The 17,653-nt window shown below is 72.1% G+C and carries 36 protein-coding genes; 31 read left to right on the top strand and 5 right to left on the bottom strand.

The features are described from left to right. Positions 1-2: 2 nt before the first annotated feature. The 11 genes from ACLQ2N_RS16560 (at position 3) to ACLQ2N_RS16510 (ending at position 5,846) form a co-directional block, all read left to right on the top strand. The gene (locus tag ACLQ2N_RS16560; protein WP_425813590.1) at positions 3-1,010 is read left to right on the top strand and encodes a recombinase RecT; all 1,008 of its coding nucleotides are present in this window, start codon (positions 3-5) and stop codon (positions 1,008-1,010) included. A 359-nt stretch (positions 1,011-1,369) separates the two neighbouring features. Further along, entirely contained in the window at positions 1,370-2,056 is a 687-nt protein-coding gene (locus tag ACLQ2N_RS16555; RefSeq protein WP_425813589.1) for a hypothetical protein, read from the top strand. Next, complete coding sequence (locus tag ACLQ2N_RS16550) at positions 2,053-2,856, top strand: RusA family crossover junction endodeoxyribonuclease (RefSeq protein ID WP_425813587.1); 804 nt, start codon at positions 2,053-2,055, stop codon at positions 2,854-2,856. Before ACLQ2N_RS16555 ends, ACLQ2N_RS16550 begins: the two co-directional genes overlap by 4 nt. A 5-nt stretch (positions 2,857-2,861) precedes the next feature. Then, complete coding sequence (locus ACLQ2N_RS16545; protein WP_425813585.1) at positions 2,862-3,215, top strand: hypothetical protein; 354 nt, start codon at positions 2,862-2,864, stop codon at positions 3,213-3,215. After that, positions 3,215-3,433 (top strand): hypothetical protein, encoded by a 219-nt coding sequence (locus tag ACLQ2N_RS16540; protein ID WP_425813583.1) that lies wholly within the window; start codon positions 3,215-3,217, stop codon positions 3,431-3,433. The genes ACLQ2N_RS16545 and ACLQ2N_RS16540 overlap by 1 nt, the downstream gene beginning before the upstream one ends. Before the next feature lie 294 nt (positions 3,434-3,727). After that, the gene (locus tag ACLQ2N_RS16535) at positions 3,728-4,060 is read left to right on the top strand and encodes a WhiB family transcriptional regulator (RefSeq protein ID WP_425813581.1); all 333 of its coding nucleotides are present in this window, start codon (positions 3,728-3,730) and stop codon (positions 4,058-4,060) included. Positions 4,061-4,076: 16 nt separating this feature from the next. After that, entirely contained in the window at positions 4,077-4,274 is a 198-nt protein-coding gene (locus tag ACLQ2N_RS16530) for a hypothetical protein (RefSeq protein WP_425813580.1), read from the top strand. 13 nt (positions 4,275-4,287) lie between these two features. Continuing rightward, positions 4,288-4,746 (top strand): hypothetical protein, encoded by a 459-nt coding sequence (locus tag ACLQ2N_RS16525; RefSeq protein ID WP_425813578.1) that lies wholly within the window; start codon positions 4,288-4,290, stop codon positions 4,744-4,746. Then, positions 4,739-4,987 carry a helix-turn-helix domain-containing protein gene (locus ACLQ2N_RS16520; RefSeq protein WP_425813576.1) on the top strand — a complete coding sequence of 83 codons (249 nt, stop codon included), beginning with the start codon at positions 4,739-4,741 and terminating at the stop codon, positions 4,985-4,987. Before ACLQ2N_RS16525 ends, ACLQ2N_RS16520 begins: the two co-directional genes overlap by 8 nt. Further along, positions 4,984-5,298 carry a hypothetical protein gene (locus ACLQ2N_RS16515; RefSeq protein ID WP_425813574.1) on the top strand — a complete coding sequence of 105 codons (315 nt, stop codon included), beginning with the start codon at positions 4,984-4,986 and terminating at the stop codon, positions 5,296-5,298. Before ACLQ2N_RS16520 ends, ACLQ2N_RS16515 begins: the two co-directional genes overlap by 4 nt. 74 nt (positions 5,299-5,372) lie before the next feature. Next, positions 5,373-5,846, top strand: coding sequence for a hypothetical protein (locus ACLQ2N_RS16510; protein WP_425813572.1), 474 nt, complete (start codon positions 5,373-5,375; stop codon positions 5,844-5,846). A 7-nt stretch (positions 5,847-5,853) separates the two neighbouring features. Here ACLQ2N_RS16510 and ACLQ2N_RS16505 read toward each other — a convergent pair whose 3' ends face one another. Continuing rightward, positions 5,854-6,078, bottom strand: a complete 225-nt coding sequence (locus tag ACLQ2N_RS16505) for a hypothetical protein (protein WP_425813571.1) — start codon at positions 6,076-6,078, stop codon at positions 5,854-5,856. Between the two features lie 307 nt (positions 6,079-6,385). On the opposite strand from ACLQ2N_RS16505, the gene ACLQ2N_RS16500 reads away from it, so the two are divergent. The 16 genes from ACLQ2N_RS16500 to ACLQ2N_RS16425 all read left to right on the top strand — a co-directional run bounded on the left by ACLQ2N_RS16500 (position 6,386) and on the right by ACLQ2N_RS16425 (position 13,761). Further along, positions 6,386-7,927 carry a hypothetical protein gene (locus ACLQ2N_RS16500; protein WP_425813569.1) on the top strand — a complete coding sequence of 514 codons (1,542 nt, stop codon included), beginning with the start codon at positions 6,386-6,388 and terminating at the stop codon, positions 7,925-7,927. Beyond that, complete coding sequence (locus tag ACLQ2N_RS16495; RefSeq protein WP_425813567.1) at positions 7,924-8,379, top strand: hypothetical protein; 456 nt, start codon at positions 7,924-7,926, stop codon at positions 8,377-8,379. The genes ACLQ2N_RS16500 and ACLQ2N_RS16495 overlap by 4 nt, the downstream gene beginning before the upstream one ends. Further along, complete coding sequence (locus ACLQ2N_RS16490) at positions 8,360-8,620, top strand: hypothetical protein (protein WP_425813565.1); 261 nt, start codon at positions 8,360-8,362, stop codon at positions 8,618-8,620. Before ACLQ2N_RS16495 ends, ACLQ2N_RS16490 begins: the two co-directional genes overlap by 20 nt. Next, the gene (locus tag ACLQ2N_RS16485) at positions 8,620-8,817 is read left to right on the top strand and encodes a hypothetical protein (protein WP_425813564.1); all 198 of its coding nucleotides are present in this window, start codon (positions 8,620-8,622) and stop codon (positions 8,815-8,817) included. The genes ACLQ2N_RS16490 and ACLQ2N_RS16485 overlap by 1 nt, the downstream gene beginning before the upstream one ends. Further along, the gene (locus ACLQ2N_RS16480) at positions 8,817-9,317 is read left to right on the top strand and encodes a DUF6011 domain-containing protein (RefSeq protein WP_425813562.1); all 501 of its coding nucleotides are present in this window, start codon (positions 8,817-8,819) and stop codon (positions 9,315-9,317) included. Before ACLQ2N_RS16485 ends, ACLQ2N_RS16480 begins: the two co-directional genes overlap by 1 nt. Before the next feature lie 87 nt (positions 9,318-9,404). Next, complete coding sequence (locus ACLQ2N_RS16475) at positions 9,405-9,611, top strand: hypothetical protein (protein ID WP_425813560.1); 207 nt, start codon at positions 9,405-9,407, stop codon at positions 9,609-9,611. Further along, entirely contained in the window at positions 9,608-9,811 is a 204-nt protein-coding gene (locus tag ACLQ2N_RS16470) for a hypothetical protein (protein WP_425813558.1), read from the top strand. The genes ACLQ2N_RS16475 and ACLQ2N_RS16470 overlap by 4 nt, the downstream gene beginning before the upstream one ends. A 196-nt stretch (positions 9,812-10,007) precedes the next feature. Continuing rightward, entirely contained in the window at positions 10,008-10,304 is a 297-nt protein-coding gene (locus tag ACLQ2N_RS16465) for a hypothetical protein (RefSeq protein ID WP_425813556.1), read from the top strand. 28 nt (positions 10,305-10,332) lie between these two features. Next, entirely contained in the window at positions 10,333-10,701 is a 369-nt protein-coding gene (locus tag ACLQ2N_RS16460) for a hypothetical protein (RefSeq protein WP_425813555.1), read from the top strand. Then, the gene (locus tag ACLQ2N_RS16455) at positions 10,698-10,919 is read left to right on the top strand and encodes a hypothetical protein (RefSeq protein ID WP_425813553.1); all 222 of its coding nucleotides are present in this window, start codon (positions 10,698-10,700) and stop codon (positions 10,917-10,919) included. Before ACLQ2N_RS16460 ends, ACLQ2N_RS16455 begins: the two co-directional genes overlap by 4 nt. 83 nt (positions 10,920-11,002) lie before the next feature. Further along, on the top strand, positions 11,003-11,458 hold the full coding sequence (locus ACLQ2N_RS16450; protein ID WP_425813551.1) for a hypothetical protein: 456 nt from the start codon (positions 11,003-11,005) through the stop codon (positions 11,456-11,458). Beyond that, positions 11,455-11,577: a hypothetical protein gene (locus ACLQ2N_RS16445; RefSeq protein WP_425813549.1), complete on the top strand. Its 123-nt coding sequence runs from the start codon at positions 11,455-11,457 to the stop codon at positions 11,575-11,577. Before ACLQ2N_RS16450 ends, ACLQ2N_RS16445 begins: the two co-directional genes overlap by 4 nt. Then, positions 11,574-11,975, top strand: coding sequence for a hypothetical protein (locus tag ACLQ2N_RS16440; RefSeq protein WP_425813547.1), 402 nt, complete (start codon positions 11,574-11,576; stop codon positions 11,973-11,975). Before ACLQ2N_RS16445 ends, ACLQ2N_RS16440 begins: the two co-directional genes overlap by 4 nt. A gap of 188 nt (positions 11,976-12,163) precedes the next feature. Next, positions 12,164-12,388 (top strand): hypothetical protein, encoded by a 225-nt coding sequence (locus ACLQ2N_RS16435; protein ID WP_425813545.1) that lies wholly within the window; start codon positions 12,164-12,166, stop codon positions 12,386-12,388. 23 nt (positions 12,389-12,411) lie between these two features. Further along, positions 12,412-13,020 (top strand): hypothetical protein, encoded by a 609-nt coding sequence (locus tag ACLQ2N_RS16430; protein WP_425813543.1) that lies wholly within the window; start codon positions 12,412-12,414, stop codon positions 13,018-13,020. Positions 13,021-13,296: 276 nt separating this feature from the next. Beyond that, positions 13,297-13,761 carry a hypothetical protein gene (locus tag ACLQ2N_RS16425; RefSeq protein ID WP_425813541.1) on the top strand — a complete coding sequence of 155 codons (465 nt, stop codon included), beginning with the start codon at positions 13,297-13,299 and terminating at the stop codon, positions 13,759-13,761. Between the two features lie 84 nt (positions 13,762-13,845). On the opposite strand, the gene ACLQ2N_RS16420 is transcribed toward ACLQ2N_RS16425, so the two are convergent. The 4 genes from ACLQ2N_RS16420 to ACLQ2N_RS16405 form a co-directional block, all read right to left on the bottom strand. Beyond that, positions 13,846-14,295 (bottom strand): hypothetical protein, encoded by a 450-nt coding sequence (locus ACLQ2N_RS16420; RefSeq protein WP_425813539.1) that lies wholly within the window; start codon positions 14,293-14,295, stop codon positions 13,846-13,848. Positions 14,296-14,403: 108 nt separating this feature from the next. After that, positions 14,404-14,625 (bottom strand): hypothetical protein, encoded by a 222-nt coding sequence (locus ACLQ2N_RS16415; protein ID WP_425813537.1) that lies wholly within the window; start codon positions 14,623-14,625, stop codon positions 14,404-14,406. A 64-nt stretch (positions 14,626-14,689) separates the two neighbouring features. Further along, positions 14,690-15,586 carry a hypothetical protein gene (locus ACLQ2N_RS16410; RefSeq protein ID WP_425814229.1) on the bottom strand — a complete coding sequence of 299 codons (897 nt, stop codon included), beginning with the start codon at positions 15,584-15,586 and terminating at the stop codon, positions 14,690-14,692. A gap of 229 nt (positions 15,587-15,815) precedes the next feature. Further along, a complete protein-coding gene (locus ACLQ2N_RS16405; protein WP_425813535.1) occupies positions 15,816-16,133 on the bottom strand; it encodes a helix-turn-helix domain-containing protein in 318 nt (105 codons plus the stop codon). A 237-nt stretch (positions 16,134-16,370) separates the two neighbouring features. Between ACLQ2N_RS16405 and ACLQ2N_RS16400 the strand changes: the two genes are divergently transcribed. From ACLQ2N_RS16400 to ACLQ2N_RS16385, 4 genes are all read left to right on the top strand, one after another. After that, positions 16,371-16,748 carry a hypothetical protein gene (locus tag ACLQ2N_RS16400; RefSeq protein ID WP_425813533.1) on the top strand — a complete coding sequence of 126 codons (378 nt, stop codon included), beginning with the start codon at positions 16,371-16,373 and terminating at the stop codon, positions 16,746-16,748. After that, positions 16,745-16,870 carry a hypothetical protein gene (locus ACLQ2N_RS16395; protein WP_425813531.1) on the top strand — a complete coding sequence of 42 codons (126 nt, stop codon included), beginning with the start codon at positions 16,745-16,747 and terminating at the stop codon, positions 16,868-16,870. The genes ACLQ2N_RS16400 and ACLQ2N_RS16395 overlap by 4 nt, the downstream gene beginning before the upstream one ends. Further along, on the top strand, positions 16,867-17,067 hold the full coding sequence (locus ACLQ2N_RS16390) for a hypothetical protein (RefSeq protein WP_425813529.1): 201 nt from the start codon (positions 16,867-16,869) through the stop codon (positions 17,065-17,067). The genes ACLQ2N_RS16395 and ACLQ2N_RS16390 overlap by 4 nt, the downstream gene beginning before the upstream one ends. 114 nt (positions 17,068-17,181) lie before the next feature. Further along, positions 17,182-17,625 carry a hypothetical protein gene (locus ACLQ2N_RS16385; RefSeq protein WP_425813527.1) on the top strand — a complete coding sequence of 148 codons (444 nt, stop codon included), beginning with the start codon at positions 17,182-17,184 and terminating at the stop codon, positions 17,623-17,625. Positions 17,626-17,653: the final 28 nt, after the last annotated feature.

Raw genomic sequence — 17,653 nt, 5'->3', positions numbered from 1 at the left:
TCATGGCTCTGTCTCTCAAGGACCGCGTGCGCGCGGTCGCCGACCCCACCGCCGAGCAGCCGACTGTCGAGGCGACGGTGACCCGGGCCGCCGACATCCCCGCGCAGTCGACGCCCGACGAGCTGCACACCTCGGCGCAGGGCGAGGGCGGCGACGTCGCCGACATCGCGCTGACCTGGCTGGAGCGGTACGGCAGCGAGTTCACGAAGGCCCTGCCGTCCCACATCGACACGGGCGCGTTCTTCGCCGCCGTGCGGGCCGCGCTGCCGGGCCTGGTCCGCTGCACGCCGGCGTCTCTGCGCCAGGCGCTCCTGACCTGCGCCCGTTTCGGCCTGGTGCCGGACGGTCGCCACGCGGTCATCCGGCGCGAGGGCCGCCAGGCGGTGTTCGTGCCGATGGCGCAGGGCTACGTGGAGCTGATGTACCGGTCCGGCCGGGTCGGCTCGGTCCACGTCGGGATGGTCCACGAGGGCGACGAGTGGAGCTTCGAGCCCACCGCCCCGGCCCCGCTGGACTTCACGCACAAGCCCGCGCTGACGAAGTCGAAGGCCGAGCGCGGCGAACCGATCCTCGCGTACGCCTTCGCCTGGATGGAGTCGGGCGCCCGGTCGCAGGTCATCGTGCTGACGCGGGAAGACGCGGAGGAGATCCGCGACCAGTACAGCCAGGCGTACCAGCAGGCGCAGCAGTCCGGGGCGAAGGACTCGTTCTGGCACACGGACTTTTTCGCGATGTGGCGGAAGTCGGCTCTGCGGCGGCTGCACAAGGTCGTGCCCATGAGCGCCGAGCTGGTGGCGCTGCTCAAGGCGGACGACGCCGGTGACGCCGGTCAGGTGCAGGTCGTTCACGCCCCGGCCGAGGAGGCTCACCTCCTGGTCGAGGCGGAGGAGGCCCACAAGCGGGCCGAGGGTTCGCAGGACCCGATGGCCGCCCGGGTGCGGCCCCTTCCCCGGAAGCGGTCACAGCCCAAGCGTCAGTCCCGTCAGTCCCGTAAGGGGGCTCGTAGGTGACCTGGAACTCCAGGCCCCTGCGTGGGTACGGCCGGACCTGGCTTATGCCGGGTCCGGCCGGTCCGGCCGCTGTCGCCTCGTGCGACGGCGGCCGGCCCGCCTGGAGGGGGCCACTGTGAGCGATGCCCTCGCCGCTGTTCTGGGCGCTCTCGCTGTGTGCGCCCTGGCGGCCCCGGTGGTGCGCGCTGTGCATCCTCGGCGCCGCCCGCTGCCCCGAACGCCGACCGCCTCGTTCCGCTCGGGCCCGTGCTGGTCCTGGTGTGCCGTGGAGCGCGCGCTGACCCCTCACATCCTCGACGCCGGCGCTTCCCGCTGCGTCTCGTGCAAGACCGTCACCCCCTCGAAGGAGCAGCAGCGCCATGGATGAAGCGAACGTGGGCGGTGCGCGGCCCGCGCAACCGGACTGCCCCCGTTGCGGGTGCTGCACGGCGCCCCTGTGCGAGAAGGGCCGCAGCAGTGTCCGGGAATGCGCCGGGCACGCCCCGGCCGCCTCTCTGGAGACCGTGACCGGGTGCCCGTGCTCGTCGGCGACGACGACGAACACCGCGGCCTGGCGGATGGCGCGGGTCCGAGTCACGCGCCTCGCCCAGGAGGAGCGGCTGACGGGCGAGGCCGAGGGTGTGATGCGGCTGCTGGAGGCCGGAGAGAACGGCAAGGCGGCGGCTGCGCCGGACGAACTGGTCGGGCCGCTGCGAGAGGCGGGGCTGATCCAGACCCTGCAGGGGATGCCCGTGCTCACGCCGCTCGGCCGCACGTACCTGCACGCGGTGGACGAAGTGCGGGCCCCGGCAGTTGTGCGGGTGGTCGACGTCGACACGGTCGAGCGCACCGTTGCGGTCGAGGTCGCCGCGTGGCGGACGGGCGAGGCGGTGACGGTCCTCCTGGACCAGGTCGTCGCCGACACCGAGCTGGACGCCGCGCAGCTGCCGGGCCAGTGGCTGATCGCCGATGCGAACTGCGACGCCCCAGATCCCAGCCGGCTGGTGCTGACCCGGTTCCGTGCGTCCGCTCCGCTGCCATCCGGCTGGATCGGGGGCTCGTTGTGAGCGAGACCGTTGTGAGCGTGGTCGCTGTCGGCGACAGCGGCCTGCTGGAGTGCTGCGACGAGGACGCCACCCATGTGTGGGTGCGGGTCCTGGCCTGGTCGCCCCGCCGGGCGTACCTGACGGGGGCGGCGCCGTTCGTCGCGGCGGCCGGGGTTCCGGCCGCCGAGCTGGCCGGTCGGCGGTTCGTCGCCGACCTCGACCTGGACGCCGCCCCTGGGAACGACGACACCTCCGGGGAGCGGCTGACGTGGGCCGGGTTGCGGCCCGAGACACACATCCCCGCGCAGGTGCAGGAGTCCCCGGTCGTCACCGCGGCGTCGCTGCTGCCGGTCGGTGGGCAGGAGCTGGACCGCGAGAGGGCGCGGCTCCTCCTGGCGGCCCTGGCCCCGGGCGTGAGCGTGAGCGACGCGAGGGTCTTCACGCTGCCCGGCACGCCGGCGTCGAAAGCGCGGCACCGGATGTCGAAGGACGGGCGGGCGTACAAGACCGACAAGGACGCGGCGGCGGAGCAGGAAACCGCATGGCGGCTGCGTCAGCAGTTCCGGCAGCCGTGGACGGGCAACCTGGCGCTCGGTGCGATCTTTTTCCGGCGGGACCGGCAGCGCATCGACGCGGACAACATGCTCAAGCACCTGTGCGACGCGGGGAACAGCATCGCGTGGGCGGACGACGCGCAGATCACCGCGACGTACGGGCTGATCGAGCTGGACGCCGCGCACCCCCGGACGCTGGTCGTCGTCGCCCGCCACACCTCCTCGCTCGACCGCACGGTGCCGCCACGCCAGAACCGGAAGAGGTGATGGGCGTGACGGAGGAGGAGATCGCTGCCGCGCTCGACGCCGCCCCGTCCGGGCTGCGGGTGACGCAGGAAGCGGCGCCCGCCCCGCGGCCGGTGGCTACGTCGTGGGAAGACGCGTTCGCGCTGCACACCGTCGAGGTCGCCGGGGGACACCTCCACTGGACCGGTGCCACCGGCAAGGCCGGTACGCCCGTCATCGCGTTCCGGGGGCAGGTCGATACCGCGTACCGGATGGCGTTCCGCTGGCACAACCTGCGTGAGCCGGAGGGCAACGTCCGCCCCAGGTGCGACTACCCGTTCTGCGTCGCCGGCGGGCACCTCGCCGACCGCGTGATGCGCGAAGCGAGGACGGAACAGTGATGTACGGGGACACCTGGGACAAAGGAATCGACCTGGAGGCCGTGAACCGTGCGGCCTTGTGCCGGGGCGCGTGCCCGCCGCTCACCGAGGAGGAGCAGCGGCGCACGGTCCGGGTGATGACAGAGGCCGGCAAGCCGGCGTCGGTCATCGCTGCCCGGATCGGAGTGGCCGAGCGGACCGTGGGCCGGTGGCGGGACGAGATGGGGCTCACGTCATGACGTGGTGGCTGCCCGCCTGCCTGGCATACCTGAGGGTCCTCGACGCGGTGGTCGGGGCGGCTGATGTGTGGCTGCCGCTCCTCGCGGGGGCGGCCGTCTGCTGGGGCGGGGCTCGACGCCGACGCCGACACCGGACACGTCCGGACACGTCCGGTCGGGGACCGGACAGCCCACCGGACATAGCGGCCCTGGCGCCGAGCTTGGCGCCCTGACCTGCGCGGACATTGTCCGGCCACGCCTCGCGGACGTGTCCGGACAGTGTCCGATCCCGACGATCAAGGAGGAGGACTGACCATGCTGCCTTCCACATCTCACGCCGCCCCCAACACCCTGCCCCGGCCTTACCACTGGTCTGACGACGCGGCGTGCCTCGGTGAGCACCCGTCCGTGTTCTTCCCGTCGGGGAAGGGCCCCGACGCCCTGTACGCGAAGGGCCTGTGCGGGCCGTGCCCCGTCCGCTCGGAGTGCCTGACCCACGCGCTGACGTGGCGTGAGGACTACGGCGTGTGGGGCGGGCTCGACGAGGACGAGCGGGCCGCGATGCTCGCCGAGGCCCGCAAGGCTGCGGAGAGGCAGCGCCGGCTCGAACGCGAGAGGGAACGGGCCAATGCCTCCTCGGCGGCGTGAATCAACCACGGAACGCGTGCGAGCCCTGCCCCCGGGCGGCCTCCTCGACTGGTCGGCGCCCTGGCACTGGAACCACGACGCCCGGCCGTGCCGGTACTGCGGGGCGCCGACGCACCTGCGGGACGGCAAGGGCGCGGCCGACAAGGTCTGTGCCGAGGCGGCACTGGCCGAGATCGACGGCATCGTGCGGGCGTACGCCCAGGACCGGCTGTGACCGGGGGGCGGGCGTGCTGAGCCCCGGTCTCCTGACCCACTGGACGCGGGCGGCCCTGGACGCCGCCCGCGCCGGTGACGAGGCGGCGGCCGCCGACCTGGCGGGCCGGATCTGCGAACACGCGGACGCCCTCGACCTCCTCGCGGCATGCCGAGTCTTCGCCCACACCGCACGACGGGCCCTCCTCGTGCTGTACCGACGGCCCGACCCGGCCGCCGGCGAGGCGTGGGTCCTCGGCCAGCTCGGCAACGCGGAAGGCCACCCGGAGCGGATGTGGGCCGCCCGGCTGATCACCGCGCACGCGAACCACGACGGACCCACCGTGACCGCCCTCGTGGCGGCTGCGGCCAGAGCCACCCACGACGAGCGCACCGAGTCGCTGCGGTCGCTGCTGTCCTACGCGGCCGGGCTCGACGCCCAGGCCGCGCGACGAACACACCACACCCAGGAAGGACCAGGAACTGATGAGTGACCAGACCTCTGCACCCGTGCGGCGCGGCCCCGGCAGCCCGCAGACACGGAGGCCGCGCCTGCGTGGCGAGGCACGCGACACGATGCGCGCCACGCTCGCCGACCGCTACCGGGCGCACGACTCGATCCGCAAGCTCGCGGCCGAGCACGACCTGTCGTTCGGGCTGACGCGGACCCTGCTGCAGGAGGCCGGCGTGGAGATGCGCGGACGCGGCAGTCGCCGACCGGCGGCCGGCCAGTGAACCACCTCGTAGGCCGCCCCCGGGCGCCCCTCGCCCTCGTCCTGGGCGTCATCGCCGCGATCTGTCTGCTCGTCACGCTCCTCGGCGGCTGCAACGTCACCGCGGACAACGACGACTGCGAAGGCATGGCGCTCACCGCGTTCGAGAAGCCGCCCCCGCCGAGGCCCAAGCCGCCGGCTGTGAAGCCGCCGGTTCCGCTGACCAAGGTGCCCAACGGTGGTCAGGGGGCGGCCCGCAAGCCCACCAGCGCGGGCAAGGCCCACAAGAAGGGCCGCCACCACGGCCACGACTTCGAGCTGTGTGACGACTGACCCCCAGCCCGGCATCCGGCCCGGGGCCCGACCAAGGGCCCCGGGCCACCCACGCATCGTCCTCGGAGCCCCAGATGAGCATCGACCCCGCCACCCTGCCCCGCCTCTTCCACGGCGGCATCCCCGGCCTGAAACCCGGCGACCTGATCGAGCCCGGCGGACACCGCACCGTCGACGGCTGCGCCATCTGCGAGGCGCGCGCCGCCGGCGAGCACTACACAGTGCCCGGCCTGGGCGTCATCGACCCGCCGACGCAGCGCCCCGACCGCGTCTACGTGACCAGCGACCGCGAATACGGACGGTTCTACGCGTCCCTCGCGCTCCGGGGCGACCTGTACGTCATCGAGCCCGTCGGAGACGTCGAGGAGTCCACCGAGGACCCGTTCCCGACCTGGTGCGCGAAGCAGGCCCGGGTCCGGTCGGTCTACAGCCGGTGCGTCCAGCTCACGGCAGGGGAGCGGCGCCGCCTCTACCGGCGGTGGACCGCGGCCGACATCGCTGCGGCCGTCCGGGAGGAAGCCGTCCTTGCCGAGGGTGGCCGACGGTGAGGCGATGTCATCCGGCGGCGGGTGTCGACCAGGGCCCGGCCGGCGGGCGCGCGGGGAGCTTCGCGCCTGGGCGCCGCATGTACCAGCGGATGAACTCGCGGATGACCTGCGCTCGCGGGCTGCGCCCCGTGGGGTGCTGGGCCTTGGTAGCAGCCTCGAAGCCGTTCCACTCGTCGTCGGGCACGCGGAACTTGCGCGGGGGATCGTACTCGGCCTCGGTCTCGGTGGACATGCCGGTGATCGTAAAGCGTCGTGCCCACAAGAGCAACCGGAAGCCGCCGTTTTTGTGGCCACAGAACGGCCGCTGTGCTGGTTGCCTTTGTGGCCACAAGTGATCTAGGTTTGTGGCCACAAGGCGGCGAGATGTCGATGCGTCCGCCTCGCCAGGACTCCCTACTCGACGCACGACCGAGAAGAGACACCATGAGCAAGGAAGCAGTGCGCAGAGCGGCGTTCGCCGTGTCCGCGCTGCTCGGTGTCCCGGCCCCCTCAGGGGGTGTCCGATGACCCGTCGGCCTTCCAATACGCACCGGCCGGGCGTGAGCCGCCCTGGTGCCGCTGGGCTGCGGTTCGGCATGTTCGCCGTGTGCGTGGTCCGCGATTCTGACCCGGGCCTGAACCGGGGGAAGGCGAAGGCGCTCTACGACCTGCTGGTCAGTTACGCGGACGTCAGCTCGCGTGACACCGGACAGGGCTACCCGTACCGCGAGGCTCTGGCCACCTGCCTGGACTGCTCGAAGCAAACCGTTGACCGGGCGTCCGAGTACCTGGAGAAGGAGATCGGGCTCGTGACGGTCCACCGCCGGAAGGTGGAGGGCAAGCCCGACGAGAACGACGCGAACCTGTACGAGCTCCATGACGCGTGGCTGATCCACGGCGTGACGCCCCCGGCGGGTACGCCGCCGCAGCTGGTCGCCCGGTACGGGGACACGGTCCCGGGACTGGACGTCAGCGGCTGGATTGCCGAGCACGCCCCCGACTTCGACCTGGCCGGCTGGATGTCCGCGCACGAGGAGCAGAAGCGGGTGCAGCGGGCCAAGCGCGAGGAGCAGCGGCGCGCGGAGAGGGCTCGCCGGAAGAAGCCGAAGAAGGGGGGTAGCCCCACCGGTGACGCCACCCCGGAGGCCACACCGCAGGGTGTGGTGACCGAGGGGGGTGGCGTCACCGGTGACGCTACCGGTGGCGTCACCGGTGACGTGACGGGTGACGTCACGGGTGACGCCCTATCTACAACCGTTGCTCAAGATCCCTCTTCGAGAACTACCGCGGTGGCTGACGCCGTAGGCCAGAGTGCAGGTGGTTTCGCGCGTGCGGACTCGAGCGCCGGTGCGGCTGCTGAAACCGGCGAGGCCGGAAGCGGCGATGCCGCGCCGGAACCGAGTTCCCTCCCCGAGCAGCGCAGGCAGTCGTCCCCTCGCCCGGCGACGGTGAAGACCAGGCCCCGGAAGGAGTCCGCCGGTTTCGAGACGGTGCGGGCCGCGATCCCGGCCGCTGTTGCCAGCCCTGGAACGAAGCTGTGGACCGGGCTGCACCGTGCGATCAACGACCTGCTCGACGGCAACGCGGCGGCGGGCATCCCACGCCGGACTCCGGAGCAGGTGATCGCCCGGATCAACCGGCGCTGGTACGGCGAGGGCGCCGACCGGCGCACCGCGGCCGGTTACGAGGGCGACGACCGAATCCGCAACCGCTGCTCCTGGCTGGCTGCCGCGATCCTCGCCCAGGACTGCCCCGATCCGTCGTGCGAGGACGGCGAGATCATCGGCGGCGGGTCCTGCCGCAACTGCCGGGCACGCCGCGAGGAGGCCCGGGAGGCCGCCCAGGCTGCCGCGAAGGCCAGGGCAAAGCTGGAGGCCGACACGGCCGCCCTGACCGCCCAGAAGGCCATCGTGGACGTCTGGGCGGTCAGGGCGGCGGCGGAGGAGGCCACGATCCGTCAGCGCCTCGGCGAGTCGGGGATGTACGGCCAGATGCTCGACCACCACGTCGGGCGCCACATGGCCGGATGGCGCGAGCGAAATCCCAGGCCCTCCATCCCCGCTGCTCGGGGCACCAACGACCGGCAGGCGGTGGACGCATGAACCCCGACTTCCTGCCCGCGATCGGTGCGTCGCTGCGCGCCTTGTGCGAGTTCTCGACCCGGCATGACGTCGATGACCGCACGCTGGCCGACCTCGCGGCCGAGCTCGACCGGGCCCGGCTCGCGGTGAAGGGCGCCCGTGGCGAGGTCCGGGCGAACCGGTGCGCCCAGCACCCCGGCGGCCCCGTCGACCCGGCGGCCCGCAACGGGTGCCTGCTCTGCGGCCCCGCCGAGCGGCGGCCGGCCCGCCCCATCGCCGACGACTTCGTGCCCGGTGACGTCCTCCGGTTCCTGGAGACGCACGGGCACGAGGCGGCCACCCGGGAGTTCGGCCCGCAGGCAGTGACGCGGGCCCTCGTCCTCGGCGGCCGTCACCCCGCAACCCGGCGGCCGGGAAACCCCGTACCGCCCGAACCCGAGAGGAGTGAGCTGGATGCAGCTCCAGACACCTGACGAGGTACGCGGCTTCCTGCGCCTGTGCCTTGACCCCGGCCCCGGCCGGCCGAAGCGCACGGCCGCCGAGCTCGCCCGGATCATGCCGGACGCACTCGGTGACGCAGTCAGCAAGCACGCCCCCGAACTGGCCGTGCTCCGCGCCGAGCTGAAGACCGCCGAGACGGCCGCGACCGAGGCCCGCGAGCGGTACTCCGAGGGCCTGCGGGCCTGGATCGCCAACGAAGGACAGACCAGCTGATGACGACCAAGACCACCGCGGCCGGCCATGCCGCGCCGAAGACGATGCCGCGCGGCGAGTGCCGCAAATGCGGGCTGACGTACGCGCTGAACGGCAGCGTCCTCGACTTCCACCACGGGATCACGGCCAGCGGGTTCTCGACCGGGCGCCGCTGCCCCGGCGTCGATCTGCTGCCGTACGCCGAGACGGGCGCCTGATGACGGCCCCCGCCCGCGACTGGGAAGCACTCGACACCATCCCGGAGGGCTACTACGCCGTCCTCGACCCCGCCGACCCCGGCCGGATGTCGTACTGGCGGCGCGTGATCACCACCCGGCAGAACGGACTGCGCCCCTGGCCCACGAAGGCTTGGTACGGGCCGGCCGTCCCCCGCCGGAAAGACGTCCCGACCGAGCGCATCGACCGCGAGGCATTCATCGCCGACTGGTCGAAGAAGCGCCGCGCGTACCTGGACCAGGTCGTCACCGCGATCAGGCAGAGCCCACAGGCCGCCGCGGTCTGCTTCGCCCGGTTCCGCATCCGCTGCTGGTCCTGCGGACGCCCACTGCGCGACGAGACGTCGAAGGCTCTCGGTGTCGGACCGGAGTGCCGCAGCGGGATGGACCCTGCGGCCCTCGCTCGGTACTGCACCCCAGAAGTCACCCGCGTCCACGCCGAGCACCTGGCCGCCCTGCGGGCCGCCGCGGTGACGACGTGAACGGCACCTCTTGAACTGCACATCCCGGCCGGGGCCTAGCCGGCCGGGACGGCACCCCACCGTACCGATCACAAGGAGCACCGCCCCGTGAGCACCTTCCTCACACGAGACCCCGCCACCGGCCTGCGCCGGGGCCCGATCCGCTGGCCGGACGGGGAGCCGCCGTCCACCTACGGCTGCCGCTGGTGCGGCCACGACGCCATCGACCACCAGGACATCGACCACAACTGGGAGTGGCCCACGGTGGCGCAGATGCACGCCCGCACGAAGGCCCGACAGAAGGCGGGGACATGACCCTCACCGACAGTCGCCTGGACGAGATCCGCACGCTGCTCGCCGAACTCGCCACCCCACCCGCCGAGGTGGACGACCAGCACGGCCTTCTTGCCCGCTGCCGTCGGGCCCTGGCCGACGTCCTCGGCGACCGCGACGACCTCGCCACCTCCCACGCCGACCTCGCCGAGGAGCTGGCTCTCTGGAACGGGCAGATCTGATGACCCTCGTTCCCTGCCGTGGCTGCCGCGCCCCGAAGCCGGCACGGCACTACCTGTGCCCCGCCTGCTGGGCCACTTTGACCGAAACCACCCGAAGGGCCCTGAACCGGCGCGACGGTAGGGCTCTGGCCCGACTCCGCGCACTCCATGCCCACCTCGACAGCAACCAGCCCTTGAACGAACTGGAGATCACCGCATGACCCGCAATCGCGCGGACATCGTCGTTACCGGCCTGCACCAGCTGATCCTGGGCTTCCTGGCCGCCGCCGCGGTCCACGGCGTCTGGTACCTCGCGACCGGCCGCTTCCCGTCGATGACCGTCGCGTACTGCGTCAGCCAGCTCGTCCTCATCGTCGGCGCCGTCGCCCTCCGGGCCCGGGAGCGCAGGCAGCGCGCCGCCCTCCAGGCCCTGTACGACGCCCCCGCGTTCGGCGAGGGCTTCGAGCCTCCGTACCGGCCGAGGACCGGCGACACCGGCCCCAAGAACTCCTGACCAGCCCCGCAGAACTGGAGATCACGTCATGACCTGGAACTCCCGCATCGGCATCGCCGAAGCACTGGACGCCGCCGGATGGACCGGCGACACCCTCGACCCGCTCGGCCTGATGCGCCACGAGTCCGGCGCAGTGTGGGGCGTCAGCAACGACGCCGGCGACTGCGGCGTGGACTGCCCCAACGGTGCCGTCCTCGGCTTCCCCGGCGACACCCCGGACAAGGTGGTGATCGCCGCATGCCTCGCCGCCGCCGGACAGCTCGACCCCACCCAGGACCGCGTCGAGCTGGAGAAGCGCGACGCGTGGCTCCACTGCCTGGAGTCGGCCGGCCTGGACAACTGGTCGGGCGTCGACGTCGCCCGCGAGATCCGTAACGAGCGGGAGGCCGGCCGGTGAGCGCGGACACGATCGAGCAGGACGAGGCGGAGGCCCGTACCGCGGCCGTCGTCGCGCTCCTCGCCGAGTGCTTCACCGCCATCGAACGGAACGCGGTGACCCGGGTCTCCCTGCGGGCCGCGTACCTGTGGCGCTGCCACCCCTGCAAGGAGGACCACTACCTCACCACCGAGGCATGCGGCTGCGGGGCGCAACGCCCCTCCCAGCTCCCCGCATGACCTCACGCGCAACGCCCCACCCGCCCCGTCCGAATCGGGGCGGGTGGGCCGCCCGCCCACCGTACGACCGAAAGGACCACCCAGTGCCTGCCCCCGACCCTTTGATGATCACGGAGGCGCTGTCGTACGGCATCGCCGGCGACCACGACCACGCCCTGGGCCTCCTCCAGCCGATCGTTGACACAGGCCCCGCCTCGACGTACGCGCTGCTCGGCGCCCTCGCCGAGATCGCCTCGAAGGAGGCCCGCGACACCCACCAGCCCGGAACGCGCTTCGGGATCGAGACAGAGGGTCCCGACGGCGCAACCGACATCGACGTCCTCCCGCCGCCCGTGCGGTTCGCCGCCCGGTTCACCACCGCATGGGCCAACCGCGACCGGGACATGGCGCTCGCCCTGTTCCACGCGGTCGCCGAGCCGGCCGACCGTGACGGCACCGACGAACTCGCCGACTGCATCACCGCGCTGTACGGCATGGCCGTCGCCGTAGCCGAGCAGACCGTACTGGAGCACCGCCGCACCCGGAGGGGCACGGCGTGAACCAGCACGACGACCCGTATGCCGTGCTGCTCCTGGCCGTCACCTGCGACCAGGACCGCGACGAATCCCCGTTCGGCTGGTCCGAGCCGACGCCAGACCTCGGAGAGACCCAACCGTGAAGCTCCACGAGCCGCCCATCCATGACGCCCACTGGGAGGGCTACGAGCTCGCCGCCGACACCACCCACCGCTACCTGTGGATCTGGATGGGCTCCAACATCCGCCTGATCGCCCTCCCGCACGGCGAGGACGGCTACTACGAGCACGGGTGGTGCTACCCGCGCGACCCGGAGCTGGTCGCCGGGCACGTCGCCGCGTGGGACCCGGACACCCAGGACGAACCGGCCGGCTGGCACAAACGGCCGACCCACCCGATCCGGCGAGCCCCGCAGCGCGACGCCGACCCCGAGTGCAACCGGCCGCGCTGCGTTCACGGCTGCTACCTCGCCGAGGGCTGCCGGACCATCAACTGCCGCGACGAGCTCGAATACGGTCGACGCGCGCAGGACGAGACATGACCGAGCCGACCGGACAGTGTCCGGACATGTCCGAGGACGGACCGGACACACAGCGCGGCACTGTCCGGTCAACCCCGGCCGCAACGAAGGGCGGCGACGGCGAACCCCGTCTGACCAGGGCGGACATTGTCCGGACACGACCGGCGGACACGACCGGACAAGTTGTCCGGTTCGCGTACCGGGCTCTCGTGCCCACCTCCTCGGCGCAGCGCGCCCGGGCTCACGCAGTCACCGAGACCATGGCGTCGATCCGTGTCATGGCCGAGGCCCTGTGCCCGGCAGTGCAGGCCGCCGCCGAAGCGATGGCCGCACTCGGCCGCGCCCTGCGCCAGACCACCCCGGCCGCCACGGCGGCCCGCCGCGACCGGCCCGCCTGGGCGACGCCGTACGGCCCGCCGCCCCGCCGCCGCTGACCACCAACAGGAAGAAGCCATCCGTGCGCGATGACGAGATCACTGCCCACCCGCCGTCGTACGCCCGATGCCTCGCCGTTCGGATCACCCCGTACGACAGCGACGGCGAACCCGACCACGACCAGGCGGTCACCTACCGATTCGATGACCACCCGGTGATGTTCGGCTACGTCTACCGGACGTACGAGACCGCCTACCTCAGCCAGACCCGAGAGGCCCTGTACGCACCGGCCGCCCCCGGCCTGGTGGCGTTCCTCGCCCCCGACGACTACCCGGACCCCCCGGCCCTCTCGCCGCTCGCTCAAGCCATGTGGCGGCGCCGGGGAACGTGCGTGGCCGTCGACACCTGGTCGAAGACGCCCGGCGGGGAATCCCTCTACACGCTCGTCCCGCTGTGGAAGCGCATCGACCTGGACGAGGGCAAGATGCCCGCCCCGCCCCACCACCACGTCTTCGCGCTCGGCGAGGCCGGCTCCACCCGCGAAGCCCAGCAGTGGCCGCGCCCGGACGGCCGGGCCTACCCGGTCGAGTGGGGCACCCGCCTGTTCCTGTCGACCGACACCAGCCCGCTCCCGGCGGCCGGCTTCCCCGCCCCACGCCGTGCGCTCGTCGCCGACGACCGGCCGGCCTGACCGGACACCGGACAGAGCGCTGACCAGCCCGGACACTGTCCGGTCCCAGAGAGCGGCCCTGCCCCTCGCCGAGAGGAGGAAGGGCCGCTCTCGCGCGCCGTGACCCCCGCCACGCTCCCAGTGCCCAGCGCTGGGCGCAGGCGCCGCGAGCTGACCGCGAACCTGGAGACCGGCACACGAGCCGGCGTGACTGCCGTCACGCGCGTTGTGGTCCTCCGGAACAGACCGACGACGGCCGCGCGCTCACCCTGGAAACCCGCCGAGAAGGAGCTCCACGTGACCACCAACGCCACCAGCACGGCAGCCCGGTTCGCCGCCGCGTACGCCGTACTCACTGCGGCCCACGAGGTCGGCGACTACCTCGTGCAGCTCAACACCGACGCCGACGCGAAGGGCAAGCGCGGCCCGGAAGGCGTCGCCGCCTGCCTCCGCCATGTCACCTCGTACACGGCCACCCAGGCGCTCGCCCTGTACGCGGCCGACCGCTACCTGGGTCTGGGCCTGTCCTGGCGGCGGGCGGCGGCCGGCCTCGCCCTGTCCGCCGTCACGCATTACGCGGCCGACCGGTGCGCCGGGCACTGGGCCGACGACAGCGACGACGCCCCGCTCCTGGTCCGCGCCGCCCACAAGGCGGGCAAGAGCGGGTGGCTCATCAAGGACCCGCGCGCCGGGGCCCTGCTCGACCAGGCGTGGCACAAGGGATGGATCGGCCTCGCCGCCGCCGTGGTCGCCGGGCGCTGACGGCCTCATTACACATGTCCGGACAGCGAAACGGCCCCCTTCCGAACGGTACGGAAGGGGGCCACGCGAACGCGGACAACCCGGTCAGGGCTCCAGCCGTTCAACCTCCGTCACCCGGGCGCTCCGGATATCTGCGATCGTCCCGTTGCTGATCTCCGCCGGGAGCGGAGCGGAATCCCCCCGCGACGTCTTCCCCGGCCCCAGCTTGTCCGCCGTGATCCCCGTCGACCCCAGCACGTCCTTATCGGCGTCAAGGAAGTCGATCCCCGCGTAGAAGTTCCCAGGCGTCGTCCCCGTGTTGGTCAGCTCCCAGTGCACGACGTACGCGTGCGGCCCCCACACGTCATGGTCCTCGAACCCGGACTTCGTGATCACGACCTTCGCCGGCGGCGCAGCCGACTCCTTCACGGCTGGCGAGGAAGCCGCCGCACCGCCGCCCTTCCCCGGGCCCTCCGTAGTGTCCCCGGAGCCCCCGCACCCCGACAGCAGCCCGGCCGCCAGCACGGCCGCCACAGCAACCAGTCCAACCCGCACTTGACCCTCCCATTGCCCTCAGTGGACGCCGACCGTAGCGACCACCCGCACGCAACGCCCAACCCGTCCACCCTCACGGGGCAGCGCTCGACCACCAGCACGAGAGCGTCACGAGCCCGCCACCCACACGTCTGGCCCGCCACCCCGCCACTCGATCAGCGTCGACCGGTCAACGTCCCCCTCGTCCACGTCCTCCAGGCCGGCCCGGCGTAGGAACTCCGCCACGTCACCTACGCCGTACGCAAGTCCGAGGATCGACCCGTCCACGCGCACGCGGCGGCCACCAGTCGGGCTCGGCGGGTAGACGACGACAGGTAGATGTCCAGACATATCTCCACCATCCGACGTCCCCTCTCCGTGCGCACCCGGACACGGGCCGAACAGCTTGCTCAGATCAGGGGGCACCCTGGGCAGGCGTGCCCGGCCCAGCAGTCGCGGAGGGGTCAGCCGGCTGAGACGGTGCGGCCACCATCGCTTGAACCAGGGCCGACAGGATCGCCGCCCGCTGCTCCTGCGTCAGCTCGCCACTGGCCAAGAGCCGTTCTGCGGCCAGATGCCGCGACAGCTCCAACGGCTGATCGAAGTACGACCGTAGATGAGTCGCCGCCGCCTCCTGCGAACGGATGAACGTCCGCCCCACGAACCCGGCGAGGCAGGCCGCTACCGCCCCCAACCCGCCAGCCACGATGACACCGGCCGTCGAACTCGCCGCCACGGCGAGACCCGCGAACGCCAGCAGAAGTCCGAACCCGGACCACATGGCTACCTGCGCACTCCGGAACGACGTCCGCGCCTGCCCCGTCGCGATCTGGTGATAGAGCTCCAGCCGAGCGTGATTCGTCTCCCAGAGTTCGGGCAGCCCTAGTGGGCCCCGCTCCTCGCCGGGCGGCGGGGCGACCTCCCCCTGCGGGGGGAAAACGATGGTATTGCTGCGCGATACGTGGACGCTCGCCTGGCGCAGCACCCGCTCCAGGGAGACCTCCGCGTGCACCAGGCGCTCGCGAGACTGCCCAAGCTGCGTACGCGCGACAGACCGATCCCTAAGGTCGCCCAGGAATGCGACCGTGCCAATTGCGAGGGCTGCAAGCGCCCCCATTGCCACGAACAGCCACACCCAGTTCGATGCGGACAGGGGCCAATAGCTGGTCACGGTGTAGCCCACGATGGCTACGGCCGAACACGCGGTCATTCCGACGATCACCCACAGAGCCGCGCTCGACGGCCCCTCAACAGGTTCAACACGAAAGCTCACGTCTTGCGTGGGCGGCTGATCAGCATCACTCGTCGGCATGAATCAGGATCATGGCGTGCATCAGACGGAGCGTCCAGCGCTTCACCCGACATACACCTCCCAGGCGCCGGCCTCCCGGACTGCGCCACGGCCGCCCTACCGAACCGACAACGGCCCCCGCACCAGAGCAGTGCGGGGGCCGCTCGCTTCAACGCCGTGTCACACCGCAGACGCCCCGTCGTGGACCTGGTCGGCGCGCCGCGGCCGTACTGCCTCTACCCGCCGGGGTCTACTCGCTGCCTGGCTCATCGGCCGTCCCCCGAGGGGTCGCCTTCGGTCGATTCGTGCCGGAGCCTGTGTACTCCCGAAAGACGTCTTGCACCGTGCTCAGCTTGATGCCGAGGCGGTCGGCGATCTGACGGTACGACAACCCCTCGTCGGCCTGGAGCTGCTTGATCACCTCGCGTCGCTCATCCGCCCACTTCCGATTCCGCTTCACCTGGTCCGCCATGATCCGGCTCTGTGCGCGAACCCGCGCTTCGACGTCCGGGATCTGCTCGACGGCCTCAAGGGCGTCTGTCACCCGACGCACCTCCTCGTCGCTCAATTCGGCCCCTTCGGTTGGGCGGGCCGCTTGATCTCACTGTAGGGGTCCCCTACAGTGGCGAGCAAGGCAACCCACGTTGCTCAGCAGAAAGCCCCGGCCTCGTGGTCGCACATGGAGGTCGGGGCTGCTGAAAACAGCGGTGCCCGGAGGTCGCAATTCCGGGCACCGCCTCAACCCCGGCCGTGGTCGCACACGGTCCGGGACACGACAGACCTGCCTGTAACAGGAGCTGACGCTGTGGCCAACTGTACTGATCTGAAATCGCCCGACGCGGTGGAGACGCCGAGCAATGTGCTGCTCGCGGTCGCCGACCACTTCACCGAGACGAACCCGACCGGCGCCCTGGAGCAGCACAGCCTGCTCGTCTGCGTCGGCGCGGAGGCGTACCGGCTCACCGAGCGCCGCTCGGACGGCTCGGGCCAGGCCCTCTCGAAGGCCGCCTTCGCGGCCATGCCGCCCCTCCCGGACGGCATCACGCGGGGCGAGTTCGCTCTTCACCTGCGGCGCGCCGCCCACGAGTGGACGAGCGACGACAACGAGCGGGCGATCCCGACCATCCCCGCCCCGCGCCCGGCGCCGATCCCGGCCCAGCCGCTGGACGGTGAAAGCCGATGAGCGCCGACAACACGACCCCCGTCGACCAGGACGCCAACGCTTCCGCGGCCGAGCTCATCCAGCGGGCCCAGGCCGACCGCCAGGAGCAGATCGACACCGAGAAGGCGCGGGGCCAGCGATGAAGGGCCTCAACTGGCTGAGCGGCGGCCGTGACCGCGAGCTCGCCGCGACCCAGTACGCGGGCCGTGAGTCCGCGACGGACACGGCCGCCGCGAAGCGGAAGGCCAAGGAGCAGAAGCGGCGCGCCAAGAGCACCGCCGACGCCGCCCGCGCCGGTCAGGCGTGGGAGGACGGCGACCGCAGGCGCTACCGAGGCTGACACCGCCCCTTCTGCCACACCCCCTAACCGCCGTGGGTGGGCGCACCTCCCCTTCGCGCCCGCCCATGGCTCCCTGCGGCCAATTTCGGCCGGACACCCCTCAGGAGATCCACCATGAACATCAAGCGCCTCGCCTCGAACAGCGCGCTCATCGCGGCCCCCGCGGTGATCGCCCTCGCCGCGACCCTGCTCATCCCGACGCCGGCCGCCGCCGACCCGCTGGCCGCACCGACCGGCGGCTGCCCCGGTGTCCGCGTCGGCACGTACCGGCTCAGCAGCAGCTCGCACATCGAGGTGTTTTACTCGCCCGCCAACGGCGGCACGAACTGCCTCAAGACCGTGTCGGAGAAGTCCTCGCGGCGGTACCTCCAGGTCTGGGGGACGGTCGTCGGCACCTCCCAGATCAACAGCGACGAGGGCCTGTTCAGGTCGTACGCCGGCCCGCTGATCTTCACCGGGACCAACGGCCACTGCATCTCGCTGACGGGGAAGGCCAGCCCCGGCACGAACCCGGCCAACGTGACGCGCCGGTCGCTGGACGCCCTGCACTGCGGCTGACCCGTGCCGCCCTGTCGTCACCAGCTGC

The sequence above is a fragment of the Streptomyces sp. DT224 genome (assembly GCF_049844595.1).
Taxonomy (GTDB): domain Bacteria; phylum Actinomycetota; class Actinomycetes; order Streptomycetales; family Streptomycetaceae; genus Streptomyces.
The sequence above is the reverse complement of the archived record's forward strand: the minus strand, read 5'-3'. Positions and strand labels throughout refer to the sequence as shown.